Genomic DNA, 15,997 nt, shown 5'->3' on the forward strand with positions numbered 1-15,997 from the left:
GCAACGACAGCAAGTGAACGTCCGGCGGGAGGAAATCATGGTCGACACCGATCAGCACTGGCCGTTGAGCAGTGAGCAGCAGCGGCTGTGGTTCCTCGACCGGCTGGCGCCGGCGAGTGCGGCGTACCACGTGCCGGTCTCGTGGCGGTTGTCGGTCGCCGTACCGCTGCCGGTGGCCGTCACCACCGTGCGCGGCGTGCTGGCCCGTCACGGCGCGCTGTTCGTGGCCTTCGAGGAGGTTGCCGGTGCCCCCGTGCAGCGTCCGTTGCCGACCCGTGAGTTCCCCGTGGAGATTCACGACCTGACCGGATGCCCGGTGCCCGACCGCGACGAGCGGTGTGCCGAAGCGATCAGGGGCACGGCGCGGACGCCGTTCGACCTCGCCCGTGGGCCGCTGGTGCGCGCCGTGCTGTTCGTCGTCGACGACGCGGTCACGCTGGTCCATCTGACGTTCCACCACATCGCCATGGACGGTCTTTCGCTGCAGATCGTCGAGCGGGAACTCGCCGCCGGGCTGGGCGGTGGGGCGGCAGAGACGCGACCCCCGGCGGTGGAGTACGTCGACCACTGCGTCGCACAGCAGCGGTGGCTGGCCGCAGACCGCTCCCGACAGGACCTCCAACGGCGGGTCGAGCAGTTGCGTGGCGCGCCGGAGCTGCTCGAACTCGGCCGGGACCTGACCCGACCACGGGACTTCACCTATCGTGGCGAAACCCTGCGGTTCGCGATGGCTGCCGACGTGCGCGACCGGGTCCGGTCGTTGGCCGCCCGCAGCAGCGTCACGCCGTACATGGTGCTGTTGGCGGCCTTCAACGCCTTCGTGCACCGGCAGACCGGGCAGACCGACCTGGTCGTCGGTACGCCGGTCGCGGGCCGGGGCGACAGCCGGTTCCTGGACGTGGTCGGGCTCTTCGCCGGCACCCTGGTGCTGCGGACCGACCTGAGCGGGGAACCGACCTTCGCCTCCGTCGTGCAGCGCACCCAGGAGTCCGTGCTGTCGGCGCTGGAGTACGCCGGTGTGCCCTTCGACCAGCTGGTCAACAACCTCGTGCCGCAGCGGACGCCGAGTCACGCCCCGTTGGCCCAGGTGCTGTTCGCGTACCACGAGAACGGTCCGGACAGCGCCGCCGACGGCGCGGTGCTGACCCGGGAGTTCGTCTCCACCGACACCGCCAAACTGGACCTCACCTTCACCGTCTACGACACCGGCGACCGGTACGACGTCGAGATCGAGTACTGCACCGACCTGTTTCTGCGCGACTCGGCCGAGTACTTCTTCCGGCACTGGTCGCAGCTGCTGGTCAGCGGCCTCGACCAGCCGACCCTGCCGGTCGGCCGGCTGACCCTCGCCGACCCGGCGGAGCGGTCGTTGGTGGCGTCGTGGTCGGTGGCCGATGGTGTCGTGGGGTCGGAGTCGGGGTCGGGGTCGGCTGCGGACGTGGGTGTGGTGTCGGTGGATGGGTTGGTGGGTCGGCAGGTGGTGCGGTCGCCGGGTGCGGTGGCGGTGGTGTGTGGGGATGTGTCGTTGACGTACGGGCAGTTGTGGGAGCGGTCGGGTCGGGTTGCGGGGTTGTTGGTGGGGTTGGGGGTTGGTGCGGGTTCGTTGGTGGGGGTGTGTGGGTCGCGGTCGGTGGATCTGGTGGTGTGGTTGTTGGGGGTGTTGCGGGCGGGTGCGGCGTATGTGCCGTTGGATGTTGATTATCCGGCGGAGCGGTTGTCGTTGATGTTGGTGGATTCGGGTGTGTCGGTGGTGGTGGGGGGTGTTGGTGCTGCTGGTCGGTTGCCGGTGGGTGGTTGGCGGGTGGTGGAGGTTGATGGTGAGGGTGTGGCGTCGTCGGAGGAGGTTGTGGCGTCGTCGGAGCGGGTGTCGTCGGGGGATGGTGCGGCGTATGTGATCTATACGTCGGGTTCCACCGGCCGGCCGAAGGGCGTCACCGTCACCCACCGCAACGCGGTCCGGCTGTTCACCTCGGCGGCCCGGGACTTCAGCTTCGGTCCCGACGACGTCTGGTCGATGTTCCACAGTGCCTCGTTCGACGTCTGCGTCTGGGAGATGTGGGGTGCGCTGAGCACCGGTGGCCGGCTGGTCGTGGTGCCCTACTGGGTATCCCGCAGCCCCGAGGACCTGTACGCGCTGGTCCGGGACGAAGGCGTCACCGTGTTCAGCCAGACCCCGTCGGCGTTCGTCCAGTTCGAGGCTGCGGACGCCCGGTCGGCGGACCAGCTTCGGCTGCGGTACGTCATCTTCGCCGGTGAGGCGTTGGACCACGGCTCGGTGCGGCGGTGGGGCCGTCGCCACGGCTGGGACAGCCCGCGACTGGTCAACATGTACGGGATCACCGAGACCACCGTGCACAACACCTTCCGTACCGTCGGGCCGGACGACCTCACCCGAGCGCTCACCCAGATCGGCCGACCGCTGGCGGACCTGACGATCCACGTTCTCGACCAGCACCTGCGCCCCTGCCCGATCGGCGTCGTCGGGGAGATGTACGTCGGCGGGCCGGGGGTCAGCCGGGGCTACCTCGGCCAGCCCGGGTTGACCGCCGGACGATACGTGGCGGATCCGACCGGCGGCGTGCCGGGCGCCCGCCTCTACCGCAGCGGTGACCTGGCCCGGCTGCGCCCCGACGGCAACCTGGAGTACGCCGGCCGGGCCGACACCATGGTCAAGGTCCGCGGCTTCCGGGTCGAGCTGACCGAGATCGAGGCCGTGGCCAGCCAGTTCCCCGGCGTCACCGGCGCGGTGGTCACCATCCGCCCGGACGACGCGGGTGCCCCCCAGCTGATCGGCTACGTGGCGACCGGCGCGGAGTCGACGGTGTCGATCGTCGAGCTGCGGCAGTGGCTGGCCGACCGCCTGCCGGACTACATGGTGCCGGCGAGATTCGTCGAACTGACGGCGATCCCGTTGACCCCGAGCGGCAAGACGGACCACCGGCGACTGCCCGACCCCGCCGAGGTGCGCCCGGCCGGCAGCGGCGAGTACGTCGCACCGGTGGGCCCGGTCGAACAAGGCCTCGCCGAGGTCTGGGTCGAGGCGCTCGGCGTGGCGCAGGTGGGCCGGCACGACAACTTCTTCCACCTCGGCGGCGACTCGATCCGCAGCATCCGGGTACTCGGCGCGGCGCGGGAGAACGGTATCTCGTTCGAGCTGCAGGAGCTGTTCCACCGCCCGACGGTCGCTGAGCTCGCCGAGGTGTGCACCGTCACGGACGTGCCGCACGCCGTGCGTCGCGAACCGTTCGACCTCGTCGACCCCACCGACCGGGCGCAGCTTCCGGCGGGCCTCGTGGACGCCTATCCGATGACCGCCCTGCAGGTGGGCATGGTCTACGAGATGTCCCGCGACCCGGAGCGGTTGCCATACCACAACGTGGACAGCATGGCGGTCCGTGCGCCGTTCGAGTTCACCGCCTTCAAGAAGGCGGTCGACCACGTCGTACGCCGGCATCCGATCCTGCGTACGGCGTTGTCGTTGACCGACTACAGCGAGCCGCTGCAACTGGTGCACCCGGAAGCCGACCTGCCGGTCGGCTGCGAGGACCTGCGTGACCTGGCCGAGCCGGCCCAGGACGAGATCATCCGGGACTACCTGGAGCACCAGCGGGTCACCCCGTTCGACCACGACCGTCCACCGCTGTTCCGGATGTACGTGCACCGCCGCTCCGACGACGTCTTCCAGTGGACGCTGACCGAGCACCACGCCGTGTTCGACGGCTGGAGCCTGCACTCGACGCTCAGCGAGATCCTGCAGGTCTACCTCGGTCTGCGCGGCGGCGTCGAGCCGCAGCAGCGGCCGTTGACGTCACAGTACCGGGACTTCGTCGAGCTGGAACGCGCCGCCGTCACCTCGGCCGAGACGGAGCGGTTCTGGCGCGAGCGGCTGGCCGACGCCCCGGACACGAGGCTGCTGCGGTGGCCGGACGGCCCGGTGCCGCAGTTGGCCGGCGAGGACCGGTTCGACGGCGAGTGGTGGTACGCGACGGACGAACGTCAGCGGTACGGCTCGGTGGAGACCCTGCTGAGCCTGCAGTTGTGCACCGCGTTGCGGGAGCTGGCCGACCGACGCGGCACCGCGCTGAAGACCCTGTTCATCGCGGCCTGTCTGCGCGCGGTCGGCTACGCCACCGGCACGACGGACGTGCTGGTCGGCGTGACCGCCAACGGGCGGCCGGAGGAGCGCGGCGGCGACGAGGTGCGAGGGCTGTTCCTGAACACGCTGCCGTTCCGGCTGCGGCTGCCGGACGGTCGGTGGACCGACCTCGTCGACGCGGTCTTCGCGGCCGAGCGGGACATGCTGCCGCACCGCCGGTTCCCCCTGTCCGAACTGCAGCGCAGGCTCGGTCTGGACCGGGCGGTCAACGTCAACTTCGTCTACAACCACTTCCACGTGATGGCCGAGGTCCTGGCCGACCGCAGCACCGAGATCCTGGACGGCAAGATCGGCAGCTTCTCCACGGTCCGCGCCGAACCGACGAACTTCCCGCTCAACATCGGCGTCGTGCGCGACCCGGTCTCCGACCGGGTGCTGCTGGCGATGGACTTCCACACCGACGCGCTGCGGGCCGAGCAGGTCCGGCTGCTGCGCGACTACTTCGTGGCCGCGCTCTGGGACATGGTGGGCGACCCGGACCGGCGCTACCTGCGGGAACCGCTGGCCGGCGCGGCGGAGCGGTCGTTGGTGGCGTCGTGGTCGGTGGCCGATGGTGTCGTGGGGTCGGAGTCGGGGTCGGGGTCGGTTGCGGACGTGGGTGTGGTGTCGGTGGATGGGTTGGTGGGTCGGCAGGTGGTGCGGTCGCCGGGTGCGGTGGCGGTGGTGTGTGGGGATGTGTCGTTGACGTACGGGCAGTTGTGGGAGCGGTCGGGTCGGGTTGCGGGGTTGTTGGTGGGGTTGGGGGTTGGTGCGGGTTCGTTGGTGGGGGTGTGTGGGTCGCGGTCGGTGGATCTGGTGGTGTGGTTGTTGGGGGTGTTGCGGGCGGGTGCGGCGTATGTGCCGTTGGATGTTGATTATCCGGCGGAGCGGTTGTCGTTGATGTTGGTGGATTCGGGTGTGTCGGTGGTGGTGGGGGGTGTTGGTGCTGCTGGTCGGTTGCCGGTGGGTGGTTGGCGGGTGGTGGAGGTTGACGGTGAGGGTGTGGCGTCGTCAACGGATGGGCTTGGGTCGGGGGGTGTGGCGTCGTCGGAGCGGGTGTCGTCGGGGGATGGTGCGGCGTATGTGATCTATACGTCGGGTTCCACCGGCCGGCCGAAGGGCGTCACCGTCGGACACTCCGCCGTCGTCCGGCTCCTGCAGTGGGGCGAACGCTTTCTCGGCGCCGGTCCCGACGACGTCTGGTCGATGTTCCACAGTGCCTCGTTTGACTTCTCGGTCTGGGAGATGTGGGGTGCGCTGAGCACCGGCGGCCGGCTGGTCGTGGTGCCCTACTGGGTCTCCCGCAGCCCGGACGACTTCCACCAGCTGGTGACCGAGACCGGGGTGACCGTCCTCTGCCAGACCCCGTCCGCCTTCGCCCAGTACGAGGGTGCCGACGCCCGGCTCGGCCAGCCGCAGGCATTGCGCTGGGTGATCTTCGGCGGTGAGGCGTTGGACCACGGCTCGGTGCGCCGGTGGGGCCGTCGCCACGGCTGGGACAGCCCGCGACTGGTCAACATGTACGGGATCACCGAGACCACAGTGCACGTGACCGCCCGTACGCTCACCGCCGCCGACCTCGACGGCGGTCTCAGCCAGATCGGCCGCGAGGTCGCCGGACTGACCGCACACGTCCTCGACCCGGCGCTCGCGCCGGTACCCCTCGGCGCGGTCGGTGAGCTGTACGTCGGTGGCGCCCGGCTGGCGCAGGGCTACCTCGGACGACCCGGTCTGACCGCGCAACGGTTCGTCGCCGACCCGTACGGCGCCCAGCCGGGTGGCCGGCTGTACCGCACCGGCGACCGGGTACGCCTGCGCCCCGACGGCGACCTGGAGTACGCCGGCCGGGTCGACAACATGGTCAACGTCCGTGGTTTCCGGGTCGAACCTGGCGAAATCGAAGCCACCCTGGCCGCGCATCCGCAGGTCGGCGCCGCTGTGGTGGCGGTGCGTGACGACGGCGCCGGGCATCCCGCACTGGTCGGGTACGTGGCACCGGTGGGTACGGCCACCCTGGTCGACGCCGAGGTCCGCGAATGGTTGCGGCGGCAGTTGCCCGAGCACATGCTGCCGGCCCGGATCGTGGTGCTCGACTCGCTGCCCCTCACCCCGACCGGCAAGGTGGACCGGGCGGCGCTGCCCGAGCCACAGGTCGACGGGGCACGGACCGGGCCGCCGCCCAGCACCGCGACGGAACGGATCCTCTGCGAGATCTACGCCGACCTGCTCGGCGTGCCTGACCTGGGCGTCGACGGCAGCTTCTTCGAACTCGGCGGCGACAGCATCATGTCCATCCAACTGGTCAGCCGGGCGCGCCGGGCCGGCCTGGCGATCAGGACCAAGGACGTCTACGAGCACCGCACCGTGCGGGCCCTGGCCACGGTGGTGACCACGGCGGACCGGACGGTCGCCGACCAGCCGGACGACGGGGTCGGCGCCGTGCCGCTGACACCGATCATGGCCTGGGCCCGGGAACGCGGCGGCCCGATGGCCGCGTACAGCCAGTCGTTGCTGGTCCAGGTGCCCGCCGCGCAGACTTTCGACCAGGTCCGGGACGCGCTGCAGGCGCTGCTCGACCACCATCCCGCGCTGCGGATGCGGGTCCGGTCCGCCACCGCTGGCGACACTGACGGCGACGGCGACGCGCCGTGGGAGCTGGAGATCCCCCCTGCCGGGACGGTACGCGCCGAGAACTGCCTGCGCAGCGTGGACTCTTCCGGCAGCAGCGGCGGGCAGCGTACGGCGCTGATCCAGGCCCAGGAGCAGGCCGCCCGTGATCGGCTCCACCCGAGCGAGGGTGAACTCGTCCAGGCGGTCTGGTTCGACGGTGGCCCCACCGGCGACCACCGACTGCTGCTGGTGATCCACCACTTCGCCGTTGACGGCGTCTCGTGGCGGATCCTGCTGTCCGACCTGCGGTCGGCCGGTACGGCGCTCGCCGCCGGTCACCCGCCGGTGCTGGAACCGGCAGGTACCTCGTTGCGGCAGTGGGCCGGCCGCGTCGCGGCGGTGGCCGACGAACCGTCGGCGGACGAACAGCTCCCGGCCTGGACCGCGCTGCTCGACCGGCCGGAGCCGACACTCGGTGCCCGTCCGCTCGACCGCCGGGTCGACGTCTTCGATCGGCTGCGGACGGTGTCCCGAACGGTGGCGCCGGACTGCACCCGGGCGGTGCTCACCACCGCCCCCGCCGCCTGGCGCACCGGTGTCAACGAGATCCTGCTGACCGCACTCGCGCTGGCGATGCCGCCGTGGCGCGCCCGGCGGGGCCGGGACGCCGGCAGCGACGTCCTGCTCGACCTGGAGGGCCACGGCCGGGACGGCCTCGTGCCGGAGGCCGATCTGTCCCGCACCGTCGGCTGGTTCACCAGCATCCATCCGATCCGCCTGGACGCCGGGCCGGTCGACTGGGCGGAGCTGGTCGCCGGCGGCCCGCAGACCGGGGCGACCGGCGTCCCGCAGGCCGGCGCGGCGGTCAAGCGGATCAAGGAACAGCTGCGCGCGGTGCCCGCCGGCGGCCGGTACGGCGCGCTGCGCTACCTCAACGCCCGGACCGGTCCGGCGCTGGCCCGGATGCCGGTACCCCAGGTGGCGTTCAATTATCTCGGCCGGTTCTCCGCCGCCGAACCCGCCGACTGGGGACTGGCCGCGGAGAGCACCGCGCTGAGCGGCGGAGGCGATCCCCGGCAGCCGGTCACCCACGTGCTGGAGATCGGTGCCGTGACCGTCGACGGCCCGGCCGGCCCGCAGCTGCGGACCACCTGGTCGTGGCCGGAGCAGGTACTGACCGAGGCGGAGGTGGCGGACCTGGCGGACGCCTGGCACACCGCCCTCGAAGCGATCGTGGCCAGCTCGACGACGTCGGCGGCCGGCGCTCCCACGCCGTCGGACCTGCCGCTCGTCACGCTGACCCAGGACGAAATCGACGACCTTGAGCAGGAGCTGTCGCAGCAGCAAGGAGCGATGTGATGAGTACGTCCAACATCGAGGACATTCTGCCGCTGGCACCGCTGCAGGCCGGGATGATGTACCACTCCTGGAACCAGACCACCGGCCCGGAGGTGCAGACCGCCCAGCTCATCCTGGACCTGTACGGTCCGCTCGACGTCGGCGCGATGCGCGCCGCCGCGGCCGACCTGCTGCGCCGGTATCCCAATCTGCGGGCGAGTTTCCGGGAACGCCGCTCGGGCGCGCCGGTCCAGGTGATCGTCAGCCGACCGGAACTGCCGTGGACCGAGGTGGCGGTGGCCCCGGGCGACGACCCCGCCGAGGCCCTCGCCCGGCACACCGAGACGGACCAGGGCCGCAGGTTCGATCTGCGGACGGCCCCGCTGATCGCCTTCCGGCTGATCCGGGTCGACGACGAACGGCACCGGCTGGTCGTCACCTACCACCACATCCTGCTCGACGGCTGGTCCACCGCCCTGCTGGTCCGGCAGCTGTGCGAGTCGTACGAGCGGCACGAGCACGGTGCCGGCGGCTCGGCGGCACCGCCGCCCGCGGCGTACCGGGACTTTCTCGCCTGGCTGGCGGCGCAGGACCGGCCCGGCGCGGAGCAGGCCTGGCGCGCGGCGCTCGCCGACCTGGACGGTCCGACCCGGGTGGCCGCGCCCGACCCGACCCGTACCCCGGTCTGGCCGGCCAGCCTGCCGGCCGAGCTCAGCCGGGAAGCCACCGCGGAGCTGGTCGGGTTCGCCCGCCGTAACGGACTTACCGTCAACACCATCGTGCAGGGCGCCTGGGCGCTGCTCGTCGGGCAGCTGACCGGGCGCAGCGACGTCGTGTTCGGCGCGGCGGTGTCCGGCCGGCCGGTCGACCTGGCCGGCGCCGAAACCATGATCGGCCTGCTGATGAACGTCGTCGCGGTGCGGGTACGGCTGCGCCGCGACGAACCGCTGTCGGCGCTGCTGGCCCGGATTCAACACGAGCAGGCGCAGCTGTTCGAACACCACCATCTGGGCCTGGCCGAGATTCAGAAGGTGGCCGGCACCGGCGAGCTGTTCGACACCTGCGTCGCGTTCGAGAACTTCCCGGAGACCGGCGACCTGCGCTGCGGGCAGGTGCGGGTGAAGGTGGGCGCGGACGACGCCGCGCACTATCCACTGAGCCTGAACGCGGCCGGCGGGCCACAGCTGCGACTGCGCTTGTCGTACCGCCCCGACCTGTTCCCGGCCGGCTTCGTCCGTGGCCTGCTGCGGCGGTTCGTCCGGCTGCTCACCGAGCTGCACGCCACCGCGCGGGAGCGCACCGGGCGGCTCGATCTGCTCAGCTCCGACGAACGCCACCGGCTGTCCACCCAGGGCCGTAACCCCGCGCCGGTGCCGGTGGCGACCCTGCCGGAGCTGGTCGAGGCGCGGGCGGCCGAGACACCCGAGGCGGTAGCGGTGCGCTGCGGCGCGCGCAAGCTGACCTACCGGGAGCTGAACGCGGACGCGAACCGCCTCGCCCGGGTGTTCGTCGACCGGGGGATCGGCCCGGAGCAGTTCGTCGCCCTCGCCATGCCCCGCGGCGTCGAGCTGGTGACCGCGATCCTGGCCGTGACCAAGGCCGGTGCCGGCTACCTGCCGGTCGACCCGGAGTATCCCCGCCCGCGCGTCGAACAGATGCTCGCCGACGCGGCGCCGGCCTGCGTGGTGTTCGCCGACGGGGTCGCCGCGCCGGTGGCCCGGGCCGCCGCCGACGCCGCCGGACTGTCCTGTCTCGACCTGGACGATCCGGCCCTGCTGCGGGTGCTGCCGGGGCAGCCGACCCATGACCTCACCGACCGGGAACGCCGCACCGTGCTGCGGCCGACCCATCCCGCGTACGTGATCTTCACTTCCGGCTCGACCGGTCGTCCGAAGGGCGTCGTCGTCACCCACCAGGGCGTCAGCAGTCTCGCCGCCACCCAGGCCGACCAGCTCGGCGTGGACGGCCGGGCCCGGGTCCTGCAGTTCGCCTCGCCCAGCTTCGACGCCTCGTTCTGGGAGCTGTGCATGGCGCTGACCTCGGGCGCCGCCCTGGTGGTGCCGACCGAACGGCTGCTGGTCGGGGAGCCGCTCGCCGCGCTCGTGCGGGCCCACGGGGTCACCCACGCGACGCTGCCCCCGGCGGTGTTGTCCCAACTGCCCGTACAGCCGTTGCCGACCCTGCGGTCCCTGGTGCTGGCGGGTGAGGCGTGCCCCGCCGAGCTGGTGACCCGGTGGGCGCCGGGACGTCGGATGGTCAACGCGTACGGCCCGACCGAGACGACGGTCTGCGCCACCATGAGCGCCGGACTGCCGGCCGATGGCCTGGCCGCCGGCGTTCCCGTACCCATCGGTCGCCCGGTGCGCAACTGCCGGGTGTACGTGTTGGACGACAGCCTGCGGATGGTGCCCGCCGGGGTGGCCGGTGAGCTGTACGTCTCCGGTCGCGCGTTGGCCCGCGGCTATCTGCGACGGCCGGGGCTGACCGCGACCCGGTTCGTGGCCGACCCGCTCGCCGGAGCCGGCGAGCGGATGTACCGCACCGGTGACCTGGTGCGCTGGCGCCCCGACGGTGACCTGGAGTTCGTCGGCCGGGTCGACGAGCAGGTGAAGGTGCGCGGCCACCGGATCGAACCCGGCGAGGTGGAAGCCGTGCTGACCCGCCACGACGCGGTCGGCCAGGCGGCGGTCGTCGTCCGGGAGGTCGGTTCGGGGGGCCGGCAGCTGGTCGCGTACCTGGTCGGTGCGGCGCCGACCGGCAGGATCGACCCGGCTGCCGTGCGTACCTTCCTCGCGGCCAACCTGCCCGAGTTCATGGTGCCGAACGTCTTCGTCCCGCTGGCCGCCCTGCCGTTGACCCCGAGCGGCAAGGTAGACCGGCAGGCCCTGCCCGCGCCCGACGCGGCACCGGCGGCCGTCGACGAGAATCCGGACAGCGCCGTCGAGAAGCTGCTGGGCGACCTGTTCGCCGAGGTGCTCGGGCTGGACCGGGTCGGGGTGCGGGACAGCTTCTTCAGCCTCGGCGGGGACAGCATCTCCTCGATCCAACTGGTGAGCCGGGCGCAGAGCGAAGGGCTGGCCATCCGGCCCCGCGACGTCGTCGCGCACCCGACCGTCGCCGAGTTGGCCGCCGTCGCCGAACGTGCCGCCGGCGAGGCGCGCGACGCCGCCGTCAGACAGGCCGACGACGGGCTGGGCGAGCTGGACCCCACCCCGATCATGGAGTGGCTGCGGACCGCCGGTGGGCCGGTGGACGGCTACTACCAGTCGATGCTCGTGCACACGCCGGCGGACCTCACCGAGCCGGGTCTCGGCGCCGCGCTGCAGGCCCTGCTGGACCGGCACGACACCCTCCGGATGCGACTCGTCCGGTCGTCCGACGTCGACGCACCGTGGCGCTTCGACGTGGCGGAGCCGGACAGCGTGCCGGCCACCTCGGTGCTGACCCGGGTGGCCGTCGACCCGAACGCGTCGGAGCCGGTCCGGCAGGAGACCGTTGCGGCGCAGGCGGCCGCGGCGCAGGCCCGGCTCGCGCCGGAGAAGCGGGTGATGCTGCAGGCGGTCTGGTTCGACTCCGGCCCGGGGCATCAGGGCCGGCTGCTGCTGGCCGCCCACCATCTGGCCGTCGACGCGACGTCCTGGCGGATCCTGCTGCCGGACCTCGCCGCCGCGTGGGCGGCCGTGTCGGCCGGCGAACGACCCCAGCTCGCACCGGTCGCCACGTCGTTCCGACGCTGGTCGGCACTGCTGCGGCAGGAGGCGACCCGGCCGGTCCGCATGGCCGAGCTGGACCGGTGGCACCGCACGCTCGCCGATCCGCCGCCGCCGCTCGGCGACCGACCCCTCGACCCGGCCCGCGACACCGCCCGTACCGTGCGGTCGCTGATCCAGCGCGTCCCGGCCGAGCTGTCGGCGGACCTGCTGGGCCGGGTGGCCGACGTGCTGCACGCCGGCGTCGACGAGGTGCTGTTGGCCGCGTTGACCATCGCGGTCGCCGCCGACCGACCCGGTGGGCTGCTGCTCGATGTGGAGAGCCACGGCCGGGCCGAGCTGGCCGCCGACGTCGACCTGTCCCGCACCGTCGGCTGGTTCACCAGCCTCTACCCGGTACGGCTGGATCCACCACAGGTCGACTGGCCGGACGTGTGGGCCGGCGGACCCGCCGTCGGCCGGCTCGTCACCTGGGTCAAGGAGCAGGTCAGATCGGTGCCGGACAACGGAATCGGGTACGGACTGCTGCGGTATCTGAACCAGGACACCGCACCCCGGCTGGCCCGGCTGGACCGCCCGCAGATCGGCTTCAACTACCTCGGTCGACTGGCCGGCCACCAGGACGGGCCGCACGGCGACTGGACCCCCGTACCGCAGGGCGCGTTCGGCGGTGACGTCGACGCGGACATGCCGCTGCCCCACGCGGTGTCGCTGAACGCGATGACGGTCGACCACGCCGACGGACAACAGCTGCAGGCCAGCTGGACCTGGGCCGGCGAGGCGGTACCCGACGCCCGGGTCCGCGACCTCGCGGACAACTGGCTGCGCGCGCTGCGGGTCCTGGCGCGCAGCACCAGGACACCGGCGGACCGTGGCCGTTCACCGTCCGCCAGCCTGATCCCGTCGGACTTCCCGCTGGTCCGGGTCGGCCAGGACGAGCTCGACGCGATCGGCGCCGAGTACGCCGACCTGGCGGACCTGCTGCCGCTGGCGCCGCTGCAGGAAGGCATCCTCTACCACGCGACGTACGCCGGTGCCGGTGCCGACCTCTACACCGCCCAGTTGACGATGGAACTGACCGGCCCGGTGGACGCCGCCGCACTGCGCCGGGCGGCACGGGACCTGCTCCGGCGTCACCCCAACCTGAGCGCGGGTTTCCGGCAGCGGATCACCGGGGCGCCGGTCCAGGTGATCGGCACCGGGGTGCAGGTGCCATGGCAGGAGGTCGACCTGTCGTCGCTGACCGACGAGCAGGCCGACGCCGAGGTCGCCCGGATCGCCGACGCCGAACGTCGCCGCCGCTTCGACATGAGCCGACCTCCGCTGCTGCGGTTCAGCCTGATCCGCCGGGGCGCCGACCGGCACGTGCTCGGCCTGACCCATCACCACATCCTGCTCGACGGCTGGTCACTGTCCCTGGTGGTACGCGACCTCATCGCGCTGTACGAACACCACCTGGGTGCCGGGGCCCCGGCACCGGCCGAACCGTTCCGTACCTACCTGTCCTGGCTGACCCGCCGGGACCGGCCGGCCGCCGAGGCGGCGTGGCGCCGGGCGCTGGCCGGCCTGTCCGAACCGACGCTGCTGGCCGGCCCGGGTGCCGCACACCCGACGTCGTTCCCCCGCGATCTCACCGTCGAGCTGGACGATGAGCTGACCGCCGCGCTGACCGCCCTGGCCCGCGAGCGGGGAGTGACCGTCAACACCGTGCTGCAGGCCGCCTGGGGGGTCCTGCTCTGCTATCTCACCGGGCGCGACGACGTCGTGTTCGGCACCCCGGTGTCGGGTCGCCCGCCGGACATCCCCGGTGTGGCGGAGATGGTGGGCCTGTTCCTCAACACGCTGCCGGTGCGGGTACGCACCGATCCACGGGAACGGTTCACCGACCTGTTGGCCCGGCTGCACGGGGAGCAGGCGGCGCTGGAGCCGTACCACTTTCTCGGGCTGGGCACGGTACAGAAGCTCGCCGACACCCCGGGCGCCCTGTTCGACACGCTGTACGTGTTCGAGAACTACCCGGTCGCGCTCGACGGTGCCCCGACCATCGGCGAGGCCACGGTGACCGGCGTCGACGGCCGGGACGCCACGCACTACCCGTTGGCCCTCGTCGTGCTGCCGGGGACCAGGATGCAGGTGCGGCTCAGTCACCAGGCGGAGCTGGTCGATCCGGCAACCGCCGAGGCGGTGCTGACCCGGTTGCACGCCGTACTGCGCGCGGTGGTCGCCGAACCGGCGATCACGGTGGTCGGGTTGTCCCTGCTCACCGGGGCGGAGTCGGGCCTGATCGCCGAGGCCAACGACACCGATGCCGCCCCTGCTGTCCGCGCGGCCGACGCCGGCACCGCCGCTGCCGAGGTGAGTCTGTCCGGACTGTTCGAGGCCCAGGTGGCCAGGACACCGGACGCGATCGCCGTACGCGACGGCGCCGACGAGCTGAGCTACGCCGAACTCAACGCCCGGGCCAACCAGCTGGCCCACCTGCTGATCGGTCGTGGGGCAGGACCGGAGCGGGTGGTGGCCGTCGAGCTGCCCCGCTCCGTGCCGAGCCTGGTCGCGATCATCGCCACGGTCAAGACCGGTGCCGCGTACCTACCGGTCGATCCGGACCTTCCCGCCGCCCGCCGGGCGCTGATGATCGGTGACAGCCGCGCCGTCTGCGTCGTCGGGACCCGGGAGGGCCTCGACCAGTTGGTCGAGGCCGGCGGCCCGCCCGCCCACGGCCTGGCGGTCGACGACCCGGTGACGACCGACCAGCTCGGGCGGCAGCCGACGACCGACCCCGGCGACCGGCAGCGGCACGACCCGTTGCTGGCCGGACATCAGGCGTACGTCATCTACACCTCCGGCTCGACCGGTCGTCCGAAGGGCGTCGCGGTGCCGCACTCCGGCATCGCCAACCGACTGGTGTGGATGCAGGAGCGGTTCCGGCTCACCCCCGAGGACCGGGTACTGCACAAGACGAGCCTCAGCTTCGACGTCTCCGTCTGGGAGATGTTCTGGCCGCTGGCGACCGGTGCCAGCGTCGTCGTCGCCAGCGGCCGGGACCAGCGGGAGCCGGCGCGGCTGGCCCGACTGATCGCCCGGCACCAGGTCACCACGATCCACTTCGTACCATCGGTGCTGGCCGCCTTCCTGACCGAACCGGTCGCCGCCCACTGCGCCAGCCTGCGCCGGGTGATCTGCAGCGGCGAGACACTGGACCCGGAACTGGCCGACCGCGTCCACGCCACGCTGCGCACGGAGCTGCACAACCTCTACGGGCCGACCGAGGCGTCGGTGGACGTCACCCACTGGCCCGTCCCGACCGGCGGGCGGCTGGCCCGGGTGCCGATCGGTCGTCCCATCCGCAACACCCAGGTGTACATCCTGGATGGATACCTGCGACCGGTCCCACCGGGCGTGATCGGCGATCTCTACCTGGCCGGAGCCGGCCTGGCCCGAGGCTACCTGCGTCGACCGGTGCTGACGGCCGAACGGTTCCTGGCGGACCCGTTCGGATCGGCCGGTGACCGGATGTACCGCACCGGCGACCGGGCGGCCTGGAACCGCGACGGTCAGGTGGAGTTCCACGGGCGTGACGACCACCAGGTGAAGATCCGGGGCTTCCGGGTCGAGCTCGGCGAAATCGACGCGGCGCTGGGCCGCTGCACCGACGTGGCCGCCGCGGCGACCGTGGTCCGCGACGATGCGCCGGGCGGTCGGCGCCTCGTCGGGTACGTGGTGCCGGTGCCGGGCGGGTCGTTCGACCCGGACCGGTTGCGCGCGGAGCTGTCCGCGACATTGCCCACGTACCTGGTGCCGACGGTCTTGGTCGAACTCGCCGCGATGCCGCTCGGGTCGAGCGGCAAGCTCGACCGCGCCGCCCTGCCGGCACCCCGCCCGTCGACCATCAGCCAGGCCGAACCGGGGCCGGTCAGCGCCCTGGCGGCGCGGTTGTGCGAGCTGTTCGGTGAGGTCCTCGGGGTCGCCGTCGGCGCCGACGACGACTTCTTCGACCTCGGCGGGGACTCGCTGACCGCGATGCAACTGGTGTTCGGCGTCGAGTCCGCGCTCGGCGTCGAGCTGGAGATTCTCGAGCTGATGCGCCACTCCACCCCGGCACGGCTGGCGGAGCACCTGCCCGATCCGGCATCGGCACCCGCACCGACCACCGGCTGACGCCGTTCCACTACCGGCTGACGCCGTTCCACTACCGGCTGACGCC

2 protein-coding genes are annotated in these 15,997 nt (G+C 72.3%); both read left to right on the forward strand.

Annotated elements, in window-relative coordinates; genetic code table 11:
• Nucleotides 1-37 precede the first annotated feature (37 nt).
• The gene (locus tag EDC02_RS07170) at nt 38-8,104 is read left to right on the forward strand and encodes a non-ribosomal peptide synthetase (protein ID WP_148083358.1); all 8,067 of its coding nucleotides are present in this window, start codon (nt 38-40) and stop codon (nt 8,102-8,104) included.
• Nucleotides 8,104-15,951, forward strand: a complete 7,848-nt coding sequence (locus EDC02_RS07175) for a non-ribosomal peptide synthetase (protein ID WP_123601280.1) — start codon at nt 8,104-8,106, stop codon at nt 15,949-15,951. The genes EDC02_RS07170 and EDC02_RS07175 overlap by 1 nt, the downstream gene beginning before the upstream one ends.
• Nucleotides 15,952-15,997 lie beyond the last annotated feature (46 nt).

This window comes from Micromonospora sp. Llam0 (genome assembly GCF_003751085.1).
Taxonomy (GTDB): Bacteria; Actinomycetota; Actinomycetes; order Mycobacteriales; family Micromonosporaceae; genus Micromonospora_E.